This is a genomic window from Geminicoccus harenae (assembly GCF_019800005.1).
Classification (GTDB): domain Bacteria; phylum Pseudomonadota; class Alphaproteobacteria; order Geminicoccales; family Geminicoccaceae; genus Geminicoccus; species Geminicoccus harenae.
In genome coordinates, this window is the sequence record NZ_JABGCL010000058.1 from 1 (window position 1) to 14,319 (window position 14,319).

General features: G+C 68.1%; 15 protein-coding genes and 2 pseudogenes. 10 read left to right on the forward strand and 7 right to left on the reverse strand.

The window, feature by feature from the left end:
* On the reverse strand, positions 1-95 hold a 95-nt coding region (locus HLA95_RS25500), incomplete at its 3' end, for a transposase (protein WP_222183311.1).
* A gap of 128 nt (positions 96-223) precedes the next feature.
* On the opposite strand from HLA95_RS25500, the pseudogene HLA95_RS29245 reads away from it, so the two are divergent.
* The 6 genes and pseudogenes from HLA95_RS29245 to HLA95_RS25525 all read left to right on the forward strand — a co-directional run.
* Positions 224-343 (forward strand): annotated as a pseudogene (locus HLA95_RS29245) (GNAT family N-acetyltransferase); the annotation flags it as partial.
* 82 nt (positions 344-425) lie between these two features.
* Positions 426-548 carry an N-acetyltransferase gene (locus HLA95_RS28635; RefSeq protein WP_255513172.1) on the forward strand — a complete coding sequence of 41 codons (123 nt, stop codon included), beginning with the start codon at positions 426-428 and terminating at the stop codon, positions 546-548.
* A gap of 167 nt (positions 549-715) precedes the next feature.
* Positions 716-1,117, forward strand: coding sequence for a GlcG/HbpS family heme-binding protein (locus tag HLA95_RS25510; RefSeq protein ID WP_191059339.1), 402 nt, complete (start codon positions 716-718; stop codon positions 1,115-1,117).
* 69 nt (positions 1,118-1,186) lie between these two features.
* The gene (locus HLA95_RS25515; protein ID WP_191059338.1) at positions 1,187-1,990 is read left to right on the forward strand and encodes an SDR family oxidoreductase; all 804 of its coding nucleotides are present in this window, start codon (positions 1,187-1,189) and stop codon (positions 1,988-1,990) included.
* Between the two features lie 88 nt (positions 1,991-2,078).
* Positions 2,079-2,513, forward strand: coding sequence for a nuclear transport factor 2 family protein (locus HLA95_RS25520; protein ID WP_222184943.1), 435 nt, complete (start codon positions 2,079-2,081; stop codon positions 2,511-2,513).
* A 115-nt stretch (positions 2,514-2,628) separates the two neighbouring features.
* The gene (locus HLA95_RS25525) at positions 2,629-3,573 is read left to right on the forward strand and encodes an AraC family transcriptional regulator (RefSeq protein WP_191059337.1); all 945 of its coding nucleotides are present in this window, start codon (positions 2,629-2,631) and stop codon (positions 3,571-3,573) included.
* 24 nt (positions 3,574-3,597) lie between these two features.
* On the opposite strand, the gene HLA95_RS25530 is transcribed toward HLA95_RS25525, so the two are convergent.
* Entirely contained in the window at positions 3,598-5,208 is a 1,611-nt protein-coding gene (locus HLA95_RS25530) for a long-chain-fatty-acid--CoA ligase (protein ID WP_191059336.1), read from the reverse strand.
* Between the two features lie 107 nt (positions 5,209-5,315).
* On the opposite strand from HLA95_RS25530, the gene HLA95_RS25535 reads away from it, so the two are divergent.
* Genes HLA95_RS25535 through HLA95_RS25545 form a run of 3 tightly spaced genes read left to right on the forward strand, consistent with a single transcriptional unit; the run spans position 5,316 to position 8,385 of the window.
* Positions 5,316-6,362, forward strand: a complete 1,047-nt coding sequence (locus tag HLA95_RS25535; protein WP_191059335.1) for a phosphotransferase family protein — start codon at positions 5,316-5,318, stop codon at positions 6,360-6,362.
* 17 nt (positions 6,363-6,379) lie between these two features.
* Positions 6,380-7,642, forward strand: coding sequence for an acyl-CoA dehydrogenase family protein (locus HLA95_RS25540; protein WP_191059334.1), 1,263 nt, complete (start codon positions 6,380-6,382; stop codon positions 7,640-7,642).
* Positions 7,642-8,385, forward strand: a complete 744-nt coding sequence (locus HLA95_RS25545) for a FadR/GntR family transcriptional regulator (RefSeq protein WP_191059340.1) — start codon at positions 7,642-7,644, stop codon at positions 8,383-8,385. Before HLA95_RS25540 ends, HLA95_RS25545 begins: the two co-directional genes overlap by 1 nt.
* Positions 8,386-8,894: 509 nt before the next feature.
* On the opposite strand, the gene HLA95_RS25550 is transcribed toward HLA95_RS25545, so the two are convergent.
* From HLA95_RS25550 to HLA95_RS25570, 5 genes are all read right to left on the reverse strand, one after another.
* A complete protein-coding gene (locus tag HLA95_RS25550; protein WP_222184945.1) occupies positions 8,895-10,010 on the reverse strand; it encodes a replication initiator protein A in 1,116 nt (371 codons plus the stop codon).
* A gap of 100 nt (positions 10,011-10,110) precedes the next feature.
* Entirely contained in the window at positions 10,111-11,151 is a 1,041-nt protein-coding gene (locus HLA95_RS25555; protein WP_222184947.1) for a ParB/RepB/Spo0J family partition protein, read from the reverse strand.
* Positions 11,152-11,201: 50 nt separating this feature from the next.
* On the reverse strand, positions 11,202-12,401 hold the full coding sequence (locus HLA95_RS25560; protein WP_191061282.1) for an AAA family ATPase: 1,200 nt from the start codon (positions 12,399-12,401) through the stop codon (positions 11,202-11,204).
* Positions 12,402-12,642: 241 nt separating this feature from the next.
* The gene (locus HLA95_RS25565; RefSeq protein ID WP_191061281.1) at positions 12,643-12,783 is read right to left on the reverse strand and encodes a hypothetical protein; all 141 of its coding nucleotides are present in this window, start codon (positions 12,781-12,783) and stop codon (positions 12,643-12,645) included.
* A 618-nt stretch (positions 12,784-13,401) separates the two neighbouring features.
* Entirely contained in the window at positions 13,402-13,626 is a 225-nt protein-coding gene (locus HLA95_RS25570) for a hypothetical protein (RefSeq protein ID WP_191061280.1), read from the reverse strand.
* Positions 13,627-14,117: 491 nt separating this feature from the next.
* Between HLA95_RS25570 and HLA95_RS25575 the strand changes: the two are divergent.
* Positions 14,118-14,319, forward strand: a pseudogene (locus tag HLA95_RS25575) (hypothetical protein); the annotation flags it as partial.

Consider the following 14,319-nt stretch of genomic DNA (forward strand, 5'->3'; position numbering starts at 1 on the left):
CCGTGCTTCCGGCAGATCTCGGCAACCGGCAGCCCGGCCTGACCCTCCTTCAGGATCCCGATGATCTGCTCTTCGCTGAACCGGCTCTTCTTCATCGTCCGTCTCCTGATCGACGGACCCTAGCTTCAGACCGAGGGCATTTCAGGGGGCAAGGTCACAGGACTTCGCAGCCGAGCTGGCAGGCCTGCCCGGCAGCTATGCACCGCCGGCGGGCGCGCTCCTGCTGGCGCGTGACGAAGCCGGCCGGCCACTCGGCTGCGTAGCGCTCCGCCCGCTCGACCCGCCATCGTTGTGCGAGATGAAGCGCCTCTACGTGGCACCCGCAGGCCGGGGCCTGGGGCTCGGCCGGGCACTGGTCGAGGCCGCGCTCGCGGCTGCCAGAACTGCTGGCTATCGGGAGATGCCGCCTGGACACGCTGCCCGACATGACAGCCGCCATCGCGCTCTACCGGCAGATGGGCTTCCGGCCGATCCCTGCCTATTACGAGACCCCGGTGACGGGCACGTTGTTCCTGGGCCGGCCCCTGCAGGACGATGCTGCCGCCTAGCCTCGGTGCCACGGGTGCTGGCAGTGCGTCCTGGCGGGCCTGCTGGCCAGCATATTCCCCGCACGTCACCGGAAGAACACGACAGTCACCGTACTCTGCGAACAGCACGGTGTCGGCAACTGCCCTTAAAGTCCCTGGTATCGCGACTGCCTGCGGATGTCAGGTCCATGATCACCGCCGACCAAGCCCATGACGTCATCACCGCCGCCCGATCGACGGCGACGGAACTGGGCGTGACCGTGAACATCGCGGTGCTGGATTCGGGTGGCCATCTGAAGGCCTTCTGCCGGATGGATGGCGCCGTGCTCGGCTCCATCGACGTGGCGATGCGCAAGGCGCGCACCGCCGTCCTGTTCGGCTGCGAAAGCGAGACCGTCTGGGAGTACTGCCGGCCGGGTGCCGCCGCTCCCGCACTGGAACTCAGCAATGACGGCTTGGCCCCCTATGCGGGCGGCATCCCGCTCCGTGCTCCGGGCGGCACGTTGATCGGCGCCGTCGGCGTCTCCGGTGCCGCCATCGCCCAGGACCTGGAGATCGCCCGGGCCGGTGCGGCCGCCTGCCGGCCCTGACCGACCTCCTGCACCCTTCCGCCGCGGCGTGATCGCCGCCCCGGCACTTCCTCCAGAGGAACCAGCCCCATGTCCAAGACCATCCTCGTCACCGGCGCCGGCTCGGGCTTCGGCAAGGCCGCCGCCATCGGCATGGCCAGGAACGGCCACGACGTCATCGCCACGGTGCACGTCGCCTCGCAGGTGACACCGCTTCGGGAGGAGGCCAGGGCGCTCGACCTGCGCAACCTGCGGGTCGAGCGCCTCGACCTGACCGATCCCTACGACATCAGGCAGGCGCAGGGCTTCGACATCGACGTGCTCTGGAACAATGCCGGCATGGGCGAAGCCGGCCCGGTGTTCGAGATCCCGCTCGACCTCGTGCGCAGGAACTACGAGGTCAACGTCTTCCTGCCCCTGCAGCTCACCCAGGGCTTCGTGCGCAAGTGGATCGACGCGCAGAAGCCGGCCAAGATCGTGTTCACCTCCTCCATGGGCGGCCTGTTCACGCCGGCCAACTGGGGCGTGTACGTCTCGACCAAGCATGCGCTGGAAGCGGTCGCCGAGGCCTTGCAGCAGGAACTGCGGCCGTTCGGGATCAAGGTCCAGACCATCAATCCGGGCGCCTTCTATACCGGCTACAACGAGACGATGGCCGACGCGCCGTTCCGCTGGCTGGACGATGCCAGGCACGTCACCAAGCGTGCCGATCTGCGCGCCGAGTTCGACCGGTTCCTCCAGGCACCGGACGGCCACCTGGATGCGCGGGAGATGATCGAGCGGATGATCGAGATCGTGCCCGCGGACAGTGGCCGTTTCCGCAACGTCGTGCCGAAGGCAACTGAGGACATGCTGAAGGCGCACCAGCTGGCCGCCTGGGAGAATCCGATCTGAGGCCGGTATCGGGCCAGGAGAACCCACCGTGCGCAGGCTCATCTTCACCCCTCTTCTTGTGGTCGCCTCACTGATGGGAAGTTCCGGCATGGTTCAGGCTGACGAGGGCATGGCAGAGCTCAACAAGGCGATCGTGCGGGCGAGCTTCGGTGCCTGGGCTGCCGGCACCGGCAGCCCCTTCGAGCTGCTGGCCGAGGACGCGACCTGGACCATCGCCGGCAGGTCGGCGGCAGCCGGCAGCTATGCCGGCAAGGAGGCCTTCCTGCGCGAGGTCATCCGGCCGTTCAACGCCCGGATGGAGGTCGGCCTGAAGCCGGCGATCCACGACCTCTATGCGGAAGGCGACACGGTGATCGTCCTGTTCGACGCCGAGGGCACCGCACGGGACGGGCGGACCTATGCCAACAGCTACGCCTGGTTCCTCGACATGCGGGACGGCCTGATCGTCCGGGCGCGGGCCTTCTTCGACAGCATCGCCTTCGATGATCTGTGGGCCCGCGTGGAGCCCGGGCCGCAGCACTGACCGCAGCCCTCGGCCTCGATCTGGCGGGTGGCGCCATTTTGGCGCATAACCGCTTCGATCCGTCATTGGGACTTCCTGCCGGCAGGCGCGTCCATCGGGGGCGGCGATGAGTGGAATGGCTGCGGCGCACCGCCACGCTCCATTGGGTCTGTCCGCGCCGGAAGGCGGCGGCCTGCAGTCGTCGCCGCAGCGCCAGGCCTTCGAGATCTGCCAGGGCGTGATCGCCGGCCCGCTGCCGACCGCCGCAGAGATTCCGGAGCATGGCACCCTGCTCACGGCCCGGTGGCCGCACCGTGAGATGCACGAGGTGATCCCGGCCCTGCCGGTTCACACGATCGGCGCCTATTACGGGGCGCCGTCGCCGCGGGTCTGGCACTGCGGCCACCTGCGCCTGGCCGGCGTGGGCCGCCCTGGCACGGTGGCTGTGGTGCCGGCGGACTGGGGCGGCTACTGGGACATCGACCAGGGATCGTCGCTTTCCTACGTGATGCTCAGCGACGCGCGTCTTCAGGCTTTCGCGGCACCGCTCTCGCGCGGCTGCCGGGTGGAGCTGTTGCCGCGCGTCGGCGAGCCGGATGCGATCGGCGCGCACATCCTGCGGGCACTCGGACGCCTTGCCGGCCGGCCGGATCGCGCGAAGCGGCTGCTGGTCGAGCAGGCGCTCGACCTCTTGTGCACCCACCTGATGCGGCTCCACTCGTCGCTCGGCCAGCCGGCGGCACGCTCACCCGCACGTGGCCTGCCCTCCTGGCAGTTGCGGCGCGTGACCGGTTACATGGCCGAGCGGTTGGGCGAGGATGTCGGGCTGGACGAGCTGGCGGAGCTGATCTCGCTGAGCCGCTCCCATTTCTGCACGGCGTTCCGCCAGGCGACCGGCACCACGCCGCACGCCTGGCTGACGCGGCTGCGGCTGGAGCGCGCCCAGGAGATGCTGCGCGATCCCCGGATGCGGATCATCGATGTGGGACTGGCGGTGGGCTACCAGACGCCGTCCGCCTTCACGGCCGCCTTCCGCCGCTTCACCGGCACCAGCCCCACGGCCTATCGCCGGCAGGTCTGACCCCGCCCGCCGGCGGCGGCAGGCTCAACCCAGCGCCCGGGCCTGCTCACGCAGCTCGAACTTCTGGATCTTGCCGGTGGAGGTCTTGGGCAGGGTGCCGAAGACCACGGTGCGCGGGCATTTGTAGTGGGCGAGGTTGGCGCGGCAGAACGCGATCACGTCCTGGGCCGAGACCTCGCCCGCATCGGGCCGGAGCGTGACGAAGGCACAAGGCGTTTCGCCCCATTTCTCGTCGGGCTTGGCCACCACTGCCGCCTCCATGATCGCCGGGTGGCGATAGAGCACCTCCTCGACCTCGAGCGAGCTGATGTTCTCGCCGCCCGAGATGATGATGTCCTTGGCGCGATCCTTGACCTCGACATAGCCATCCGGATGGAGCACGGCGAGGTCGCCGGTATGCAGCCAGCCGTCGGCGAGCGCCCGGTCGGTCTCGGCCGGGTTCTTGAAGTAGCCTTTCATCACCGTGTTGCCGCGCACGGCCAGCTCGCCCAGCGTCTGGCCATCGGCCGGCACCGGCTGCCCGGTCGTGGTGTCGAGCACGGTCTGCGCCTGCATGGTCAGGTTGCGCACGCCCTGGCGCGCCATCAGCAGGCCGCGCTCCTCCAGCTTCAGCCCGGCCCAGGCTTCCTGCGGCGCGCAGCCGGTGGAGGGGCCATAGCACTCCGTCATGCCGTAGAGATGGGTCAGCCGGAAGCCCATGCGCTCCATGGCCTCGATCACCGCGCTGGGCGGTGCCGCCCCGCCGGTCGCGATCTCGACCGGGCCGTGCTCGAACCGCACCGACTTCGCCTCGGGCGCATGGATCAGCATGGTCAGCACCACCGGGGCTGCGCACAGATGCGTCACCCGGTGCTCCTGGATGAGCTGGAAAATCCGCGCCGGGCCGATCTGCGGCAGGCAGATGTGCCGGGCACCCACGGCCGTGACCGCCCAGGGATAGGTCCAGCCGTTGCAGTGGAACATCGGCAGGGTCCAGAGATAGACCGAGTCCGGGCGCAGGCCGAACGTGATCACGTTGCCGAGCGCGTTCAGATAGGCGCCGCGATGGTGGTAGAGCGCGCCCTTTGGATTGCCGGTGGTGCCGGACGTGTAGTTGAGCGCGATGGAATCCCACTCGTCCGCCGGGCCCTGCCAGGGTGTCGGCGTGGCCGCCGCCAGGGCCTCGTCATAGTCGAGGCCGCCCGCGCGTGCTGGCTGATCCGCGCCGATCACGACGAGCTTCGGCCGGGTTTCCAGCTGGTTCAGCGCGGCTTCGGCCACCGGCAGCAGGCTTGCATGGACGATGAAGGCTCGCGCCTCCGCATGGGCCAGGATGCCGGCCACCGCTGGCGGATCCAGTCGGGTATTGATCGCGTTCAGGATGGCACCGGCGAGCGGCACGCCGAAATGGGCCTCCAGCATCTCCGGCACGTTCGGCGCCAGCACCGACACGACCTCGCCACGGCCGACACGCAGCTCCTGGAGCAGCCCGGCCAGCCGCCGGGCGCGCTCGCGCAGTTCGGCATAGGTCAGCTTGCGGGCGTCGTGCACCACGGCGACCTTGCCGGGATAGACGTCGGCCGAGCGGTCGAGGAAGTCGAGCGGACTGAGTGCCGTCCAGTTCGCCCCGCGCGGTGCCAGTCCGTCACCCACCATGCCGCCTCCCCTCGCCTGGAGTTCCTTGACACGCTCCGGCATTTCTGTCGGACTGTCGGACAAACCCGACAGCCGGTCAAGGGCCGGCCGGGGCAGACGGAGGCGACATGGCCGGATCGGACGAGATCGGCACGATCACCGGGACGCTCGACTTCGACCCGCTGCGCCTGCGCCGGTTCCTGTCGGACGCCCTGGAAGGGGTGCAGGGGCCGATGTCGGTCGAGCGGATCGGCGGCGGCCAGTCCAATCCCACCTATTTCGTGAGCTTGCCCGGTCAGCGCCTGGTCCTGCGCAAGCGTCCGGCCGGTCCGACCCTGCCGTCCGCCCATGCGGTGGATCGCGAGTATCGTGTCCTGAACGCACTGGCCACGACCGACGTGCCGGTGCCGCGGCCGCTCCTGTTCCATGCCGAACCGGACGTGGTGGGCACGCCCTTCTACCTGATGGAGCGGCTGGACGGGCGGGTGTTCGACCAGTGCGCCCTGCCCGGCCTGACGCCGCCCGAGCGGCGTGGGATCTATCTGGGCATGGCCGATGCGCTCGCCCGGCTTCACGCGGTCGATCCCGAGGCGGTGGGTCTTGGCGACTATGGCCGGCCCGGCAGCTATTTTTCCCGCCAGCTCGCCCGCTGGTCGCGCCAGTGGCGGGAATCGCCGACCGACGACATTCCCGCACTCGACGAGCTGGTCGCCTGGCTGGAAGGGCACCTGCCCCCGGACGATGGCCGGGTCGCGATCGCCCATGGCGACTTCCGCCTAGGCAACCTCCTGTTCCATCCCAGCGAGCCCCGGGTGATCGGCATCCTCGACTGGGAGCTGTCGACGCTGGGCCACCCGCTGGCCGATCTCGGCTTTTGCTGCATGACTTGGCACACCGCGCCGGACGAGTATGGGGGCATCCTCGGTCTGGACCATGCGGCGCTAGGCATCCCGTCGGTGGACGAGTTCGTGCAGCGCTACCAGCAGCAGGCGAAGCCTGCGGGCGAGCTCCAGCCCTTCCACGTCGTGTTCGCCCTGTTCCGCTTTGCCGTGATCTTCGTCGGCATCGCGGACCGGGCGCGCCAGGGCAATGCCGCGGGCAGCAATGCCGGCGAGATCGGGCGGCTGGCCGGGAACTTCGCCGGCCGCGCCCTCGACCTCGCCAGAGCCAGTTGATCGGAGCCAGGAGACTCATGGATTTCGCCTACTCGCCCAAGGTCGAGGAGCTGCGCACGCGGCTTCAGGCCTTCATGGCCGACCATGTCCTGCCGGAGCATCGGCGCTGGACCAGGCTGGCCGAAGCCGGCACCTATCCGCTCGAGGTGATCGAGCCACTGAAGGAGCGGGCGCGGGCAGACGGCCTGTGGAACCTGTTCCTGCCGGGGCTGAAGCCCGATGAGCCCGGCACGCGGCTGACCAATCTCGAATATGCGCCGCTGGCCGAGATCATGGGGCGGATCCCCTGGGCGTCGGAAGTTTTCAACTGCAACGCCCCCGACACCGGCAACATGGAGATCCTGCACCTCTTCGCCACGCCGGAGCAGCGGCAACGCTGGCTCGACCCGCTGCTGAGGGGCGAGATCCGCTCGGTCGTCTCGATCACCGAACCGGACGTCGCCTCCTCCGACCCGACCAATCTGGAAACCCGGATCCGTCGGGACGGTGACCACTACGTCATCAACGGCCGCAAATGGTTCAACACCGGGGCGCTGCATCCGAACGTGAGGTTCGTGCTGGTGATGGGCGTCTCCAACCACGAGCCGGACGCACCGCGCCACCAGCGCCATTCCTTCGTGATCGTGCCGATGGACACGCCGGGCTTCCGCGTCGTGCGCAACGTGCCGATTATGAACCATCACTCGCCCGAAGGGCACTGCGAGGTCCTGTTCCAGGACGTCCGGGTGCCGGTGACGAACCTCCTGGGCGAGGAACATGGCGGGTTCGCCATCGCCCAGGCGCGGCTCGGGCCCGGGCGGATCCATCACTGCATGCGCACGATTGGCCAATGCGAGCTGGCGCTGGAGCTCATGTGCCAGCGTGCCCGCGAGCGCAAGGTGTTCGGCCGGCACCTGTCGGACTTCGCCAACAACCAGGACGCGGTCGCGCTGTCCCGCCTGGAGATCGACCAGGCGCGCCTGCTCTGCCTGCGCGCGGCCTGGCTGATGGACACGAACGGCAACCAGGCGGCCAGGGTCGACGTCTCAGCCATCAAGATCGTGGCGGCGCGGCTGCAGACGACCGTGCTGGACCGGGCGATCCAAATCTTCGGCGCCATGGGCCTCTCCAACGACACGCCGCTGGCCTATTTGTGGACCTGGGGCCGCGCGCTGCGCTTCATCGACGGGCCGGACGAGGTCCATCTGCGTGTGGTCTCGCGCCACGAGCTGAACAAGGCGAAGCAGGAGGCCGTGGACCTGTCCGCCTACTTCACGCCGCCGGAGCCCGACGACAGGTGATGGACGTGCCGATCGAGCGGCTGACCCCGGCGCCGGCCTATCAGGCGGTCTCGCGCACGCTGGAACGGCTGATCGTGAGTGGCCAGCTCAAGCAGGGCGAGGCGTTGCCCAGCGAGACCGAGCTGGCCGGCCGGTTCGGCGTCAATCGCTCGACGGTACGCGAAGGTATCCGGCAACTGGAAGCCCAGGGCCTTTTGCGCCGAGACGGCAGGAAGCGCCTGCTGGTCTCGCGGCCGGGCCAGGCCGAGCTGGCGCCCAGGGCCAGCCGGGCGATGCTGCTGGAACAGGTGACCTTCCGCGAGCTCTGGGAGGTGGCGCTGGCGCTGGAGCCCCTGGCGGCCGGGCTCGCCGCCGAGCGCCATCGCCATGAGCTGCTCCAGCGCCTGGAAGCCAATCTCGCCGCAACCGAGGCGGCGATCGCGGCGGGGCGGTCGCCGGTGGCGCTGGACATGGAGTTCCACAGCCTGGTGGCAGCGGCCACCCAGAACCGCGCCCTGATCCTGGCGCGCGAGCCGATCGGGCTGCTGCTCTACCCGGCCTGCCAGGCGATCCGCCCGCAACTGCCACAGACGGGCACGGGCCTGGTCAAGGCACACCGGCAGGTGGTGGCAGCGATCGGCAGGCGCGACCGTGCTGGCGCTGCCGCCTGGATGGCCGAACATATCACCGACCTCAGGCGTGCGTGGGAACTGGCCCGGCTGGACCTGGATGGCCTGCCGGTGGCAGGCGGGCAGCCTGCCTGATAGCCGCGTTTCTGGTGGCCGGAGGATGGGGGTGACCTCCATCGCTGCTCCGATCCCCTGCCCTCGCCTTTCCTGGCAGGATCGCTTGGCCAGTGACAGCAAGGCTGCGGTGGCCGCTGACCGGGCTCGGGCGTTAGATGGTTTATCTAGATAGGTTAGACGGTTAGGGCATCCCGGGCACGGTATAAGTGCTGGAGAACGTTGGGCTTCTGCCCCGGATGCCGTTCCTGATAGGTCGCCTGATCGTTCCTGATGGATCGACCCGCCCGTTCCCGAAGTGTCGTGGAAGCGTTCCCGATGGATCGGCTGGCGTTCCCGGAGTGTCGAAAGCCCATGTTCCCAGCCCAACAAGCGCTGCGGATTGAATCAGTTTCTGGTGCCTGCAGCAAAGAGACGTTCAAACGCCCGGCCGATGGGGCCGCCCGTCCCGCCGTCATGAGCCACGCTTCCGGTCGACCCGACACTTCGGGAACAGCGCCCGCGTGATCGCAAGGTGCTCCGACCCTCGGCTAGCCGGTGACGATGTGCCGGTTCCGGGCGTGGTGGCGCCGGACGAAGCCGATGAAGGCCGACTGGTAGTTGGCCGGGATGCGCGCGGGATCGGCCTCGATCCAGGCGCGGAATTCGGCATGAAGGACGTCATAGTCCCAGCCCGGACACTCGGCGCGAAGCTGTGCCAGGGTCGCCTCGGTGACGGCGCGGTCCTGGGGTGCCGGAGCCGCCCCCCCTTTGCGGGCTGCCCCCGGGCGACCCGCCCTCCCCTGGCCGGCGGGTAGGCGTGGCCCGGCCTCCTGGCGCCGGCACATGCGCAGCGACGGCTCCGAGCGGCCGGAGCCGTGCTCCAGTTGCAGCGCGTAGCCCGGCAACTCGTCGCGCTCGACGATCTTCGCGATCTCGAACTTGAAGCGCCTGTAGAGGCCTTCGGCGCCGCTCTTCTCGAACAAAGTGGGCAGCGAGATGGCGAAGCCCTCCCCGCCTGCCCCGCCCGCATGCTTGCGCGCCACCTTGTACAGCCAGCGTTCCCGCCCGCCGCTGATGTCGAAATAGGCCCGGTCGATCGACAGGACGCCGCCGGTCATCAGCACGCCCTCGTAGAACCAGTTGGACAGCTCGATGGTCATGCCGCGGCTGCGCTCGGTCCGCTCGTCGACGAGCTGGGTCCAGCCGTCCAGCCAGGAAAAGGTCGCCTCGCGCCGGTTTTCCGCACGGATGTTGGTCTTGACCGTGGTCGCGACCAGCCGGTCCAGGGCCTGGCCCAGCAGCTCGTAGGCCCTTCCGGTGGTGGGCCGGCCGATCGCGCGGAGCAGGTCGTAGGGCATGAGGTTCAGCTTGCGCGGAATGTCGTTGCGCCCGCGGCGCGCCATGTCGGCCAGCAGGCTGGCGCAGTAGATCAGGATGTCGGCGTCCCAGATGGTGGCCATGCCGTAGTCCGGGTTGGCCGAGACATGCACCCAGAGCTTGCCGTCGGGTGAGCGATAGTCGATCGGCTTGACCCGCTTGGACTTGGCCAGGGAGAAGAACGGCCGCTCCATCATCTCCCGCTGGTCGCGCAGCGGCAGGTCGGCGAGATAGGGCAGGAACAGGTCGATCTGCTCGGAGGCCTGCGCCCTGACCGGGTCCTTCATCGGCTGTTTCCCCGGGGAAACATGGTGGTGATGCGGCAGCCAGATGGCCTGCCGGGAAGGGGCAGGGGCTGCCGCGCTGGAGCGTTTCCCCCGGGAAACACTAGCGCAGCATCCTCCGCCCCGACGGATCGAGCCTCGCCAGCAGCTGGCGGAAGCCCGCCACCAGCTCCTCCTCGTCGGCACCTGAGCCGGCATGGAGGCGGATGGTCACGCCCTGGCGGTTGGCGGACTGGATCGACAGCGCGGTGCGGCCGAGCCGGCTGGTCACCACGAACGAGCCGGCCTCTGCGTCGGCATCGTCCGGCGCCGACGCCGCCAGCAGCCGGCGCAGGACCGCCGGGGCGGGCAGGGCGGGCTGGCCGGCCGCGTGGCGGGCAGCCTGTTCGCGGGCGATCTGCCTGGCCGCGGCGGTGATCGCCTTGGCGGCGGGCTCCGCGCCGAGCGCCTGCGCCAGCGTGTAGGCCGGCTTCATGGTGAGGTCGTGGGCCGAGCCGAACGCCGCCAGCACCGCGTCCGGGATGGTCGCGACCTTGAGGGTCTTGGACAGCCAGCCTTTCGAGATGTTCAGCCGGTCGGCCATCCGGGTGACATGGCCGCCATAGTAGCTGCGCAGTGCCACGGCATAGTTACGGGCGCGCTCCAGGTCGGACACGTCCTTGCGCACGCGGTTCTCGAGGTCGGCCAGGCGGAACGCGGCCTCGTCGTCGAGCTGCGCCACCTGGGCCAAAAACTGCAGGTGCGGGTAGGAATGGGCACGCAGCCAGCTGATCGACCAGTGCCGCCGGGTACCTGCCACGACCTCGTAGTCATGGTCCGGATCACCACTGATCCGTCGCACCACCGCCGGCACCTTCTGGCCGCCCTCGGCGATGATCGATTCGATCAGCTCGCGGCAGTTCTCCTCGGTGAGTTGGGCATAGAACCGGGCATTGCCCGGCCAGACCCGCACCCGCGCCGGATCCAGCCATAGCTGGGTCACCTGGCGCACCTCGCCGGACTGGATCCGCGCCAGCGCCGATTCGCGGCTGAGCAGGGTGGTCGGCCGTGCGCGTGGCTGTGGGGCAGGGGAAGGGGCTCCCTCCGTATCGCCCTGGTCGTTGTCCAAAAGCGCCGCCAGATAGTCGGACTGCTTACGCGCCATGAACGGCACTCCGGGAAGACGCCTGCGGGGATGTGGGCGGATGAAGCGGCTCAGGCGGTCGCATAGAGCACCTCTCCCGCACCGGCCGGCGTGATCCGGCCCCAGCCCTGGCGCACCAGCTGCTCCACCTGGCCCAGCGCCTCGTCGAGATTGGCCCGGCAGCGCTTGTGGGTCTTGGGCGTGCCGATCGGCTTGTCCAGCTCGTAGACCGTCATCATCCGCATGGCAGCATGGCTGATCTCCGCCGATTCCAGGATGGGGACGGGGAGCAGTGCTGGGCCGAAGGTCTGCTCCATGATTGCGCGCACCATCGCATGCGAGGGATCGTTGCCGTCCAGCTTGGAGCAGATCAGGCGCACGAAGCTGTAGTCGACGCTGATGCCGGCGGCCTCCAGTTGCTGCAGCACCTGGTCCATCATCGACAGGAACTGCACGGTCGAGCAGAAGTCCGGGGTCGTGGCGGCCAGCGGGATGAGCAGGGCGTTGGCCGCCTGCATCACCGCCAGCGAGATGGTGCCGAGCGCCGGCGGCGGGTCGAGCAGCACGATGTCGTAGCTTTGCGCCAGATCAGTCAGGCCCTGCTTCAGCTTGCGGAACCGGGCGGCCAGCACCGACTGGCCATCTGCGCCGGACGCGGCCAGCTCGTACTCGATGTCGAACAGCTCGAGGTTGGACGGGATCAGGTCCACATTGCGCCAGGGTGTGGATTTGACCGCATAGGTGAGGTCCGCCTGGGTCGGCTCGATCGAGAGATAGGGGTAGAGCGTCTCGTCGCGGGTGATGTTGAAGTGCGGGTTGAACCCGAACAGCGTGGTGGTGGTCGCCTGCGAATCACAATCCACCACCAGCACCCGGTAGCCCTGGACGGCCAAGTAGTGGGCGAGGTGCGTGGTGACGGTCGACTTGCCGACGCCGCCCTTGAAGTTCTGCACCGCGATGATCGCCGGCGGGTCCGGCTCCGCGCGCCTGGGGCTGGCCCCCAGCACCTCGCGCATGTGCAGCAGTTCCTCGATGCTGTAGCCGGGGCGGCGGCCGTTCTCGGAGGGCGGGGGAGGGGGCAGGCGCCCATCCTCCTCGGCCATCCGGATGCGGTTGGTGGAGCAGCCCAGGAGTTGCGCCGCCTCGGCGATGCCGATCCGCACGTTCAGGCTCTTGCGGCTCTCCGGCAGGAAGGCCTTGCGCCTCAGCCGCTCGATCATGCGCTCGCCGGCTTCCGCAAGATCGCCGATCTGGTTACCGACTGCATTCATTTCGGGCACAGTCCTGCACATTGAATGTAGCGTGCCAAACTGGTCGCACGGAACGTTCAGCAAAGCAATGGACCGGGCCGCTGCGCTGACGTGCGGCAGAACATCTGTGGCAGGAATGCCGGCATGGGCGCCGTGGTTTCAGGGCTGCATGTCGTCGGGAAGAGCAGGGGAGCTATCGGGACAGCAATGGTCCCCACCCCATGAACCGCGCCACACGGCTACTGCTCCGGGTGCCGGCCCGCTAGGACGACGTGGTGGCGACGAAGTCGGCGATGATCAGGGCCAGCCCGTACCAGATGACCGCGCACGGCAGAATGCACACGAGAAGCCAGCCCAGCCCGGTCGGACGGCCACGGTGCTGCTGCAGGACATGGATGTGCATCTTGCCTCCGCGAGCCACGCACCGGGACGACATCGCCGTCGCCATCGCACTGGTAGCTTAAATCTTCACGACTTTCAACTTATAATAGAAGTTCCTGGACGGACTATCCGCCTGGGGGAAGCCATCTCCTTGTTTTAACGTCCGAAGGCTCTTTTTGACTCCACGGACTGCTGCGTACGTCAGGGCCGTGCCAGCTAGCCAACGCGCCAGCTAGCCAATAAGGGGACATCCAGGCTGCTCGAGCCCGGCAGGATGATGCAGCGGAAGATCGGCTCCTGGGAGGGCAGGAAACGCTGGTCCCAGCACACGTGGACCTTGTCGTCCGGCGAGGGCAGGGGAAGCACCTTGCGCGGCTGGATCGGCCACCACCGCCCATCACCTTGACCTCTTCTTCCCCAGTCACGGCGTTCACGCGGTACGGCACCGCATGGCAGTCCCGCCGGTCGCAGCAGGCAAAGCCGATGGGCGACATCAGGTCCTGGTACCACTCATGCGCCGCGCATGGCGGGGCCGCCAGCAGAAGGAGCAGCCGTCCGGCAAGACGAGACATGCGCATGGCCGTTCCTGTCCGGTCCGCGGTCACACCGGTCCAGGCCATCCGGTCCCGCTCCAGGAGTGTCAGGAGTCCGACTGCTGCCAGACCGCTTGGCCTTCGCGCTGGAGCCCGAGATCACGCAGCACCCGACGGTCGAGCTGCCGCAGCTCGGCGGCGACCGACCGGTGCTGGATCACCAGGGCCGCTGCACTGACTGCCTGCGCAATGGCGCGACCACGCGCGCTGATCCCAACCAGCGCACGGCCCAGCAGGCCGGCATCGAGATGAAGATGGGTGACACTCGTCATGCTCGATGCCCTCCAGCCAAATGAAGGGGGTGTCAACTACCTCTTTTGTCATGCCAGACTTGGGGGCGGAACATACCATAGGTAGGCGCAAGCTTGATACGCACTATGGCGTGTAGACAAACAATAGGATGAGCCAATTGTCCACGTCTGCTGTACTTTGATCCTCCGCGTGCCTTGTTCTAACCTGATTCCACCGACTGGGGGCCGCCCTCGGCTGCGCCTGCACCTCCGATCGAAACGATCATCCCTCACTTCTGCTGTAATATGTCATAAGACATTCGGCGTTCCGCCGGACGAACTGCCGTGGGCGGCCGGTAATTCATCCGCAAACCGACTAGATTACCTCCGGCATCATGGCCCGCTCAAGTACGGCTGAAGAAGATTCTATCGGACGCGTCGCCATTGACTCGCATCCCGGCGCCAAGCGATCATAGTCGGCGGACTCTCTGCGGTGTTTTGCTAAGCCAGTGTGTCCAGGAGGAGGATGCAGCATGGCGACCATCATCGGCACGGTGCGCAACGACACCCTGACCGGCACCGCCGCAGCGGACCGGATCTACGGCCGGGCCGGCAATGACACCGCTTTTGGCGGGCGTGGCAACGACCTGATCCATGGCGAGCTTGTAGGGTCCGTGATCATCGTTGCATGCGCGCGAAGGTGGTGTCCCAGCGGTAGTCCTGGGTGCGGATGCG

Coding starts and splice junctions, on each gene's coding strand:
- HLA95_RS25515 (WP_191059338.1), top strand. CDS start 1,187: ATGTCCAAGACCATCCTCGTCACCGGCGCCGGCTCGGGCTTCGGCAAG.
- HLA95_RS25530 (WP_191059336.1), bottom strand. CDS start 5,208: ATGGTGGGTGACGGACTGGCACCGCGCGGGGCGAACTGGACGGCACTC.
- HLA95_RS25525 (WP_191059337.1), top strand. CDS start 2,629: ATGGCTGCGGCGCACCGCCACGCTCCATTGGGTCTGTCCGCGCCGGAA.
- HLA95_RS25555 (WP_222184947.1), bottom strand. CDS start 11,151: ATGGCGCGTAAGCAGTCCGACTATCTGGCGGCGCTTTTGGACAACGAC.
- HLA95_RS25510 (WP_191059339.1), top strand. CDS start 716: ATGATCACCGCCGACCAAGCCCATGACGTCATCACCGCCGCCCGATCG.
- HLA95_RS25570 (WP_191061280.1), bottom strand. CDS start 13,626: ATGACGAGTGTCACCCATCTTCATCTCGATGCCGGCCTGCTGGGCCGT.
- HLA95_RS28635 (WP_255513172.1), top strand. CDS start 426: ATGACAGCCGCCATCGCGCTCTACCGGCAGATGGGCTTCCGGCCGATC.
- HLA95_RS25540 (WP_191059334.1), top strand. CDS start 6,380: ATGGATTTCGCCTACTCGCCCAAGGTCGAGGAGCTGCGCACGCGGCTT.
- HLA95_RS25520 (WP_222184943.1), top strand. CDS start 2,079: ATGGTTCAGGCTGACGAGGGCATGGCAGAGCTCAACAAGGCGATCGTG.
- HLA95_RS25535 (WP_191059335.1), top strand. CDS start 5,316: ATGGCCGGATCGGACGAGATCGGCACGATCACCGGGACGCTCGACTTC.
- HLA95_RS25560 (WP_191061282.1), bottom strand. CDS start 12,401: ATGAATGCAGTCGGTAACCAGATCGGCGATCTTGCGGAAGCCGGCGAG.
- HLA95_RS25545 (WP_191059340.1), top strand. CDS start 7,642: ATGGACGTGCCGATCGAGCGGCTGACCCCGGCGCCGGCCTATCAGGCG.
- HLA95_RS25565 (WP_191061281.1), bottom strand. CDS start 12,783: ATGCACATCCATGTCCTGCAGCAGCACCGTGGCCGTCCGACCGGGCTG.
- HLA95_RS25550 (WP_222184945.1), bottom strand. CDS start 10,010: ATGAAGGACCCGGTCAGGGCGCAGGCCTCCGAGCAGATCGACCTGTTC.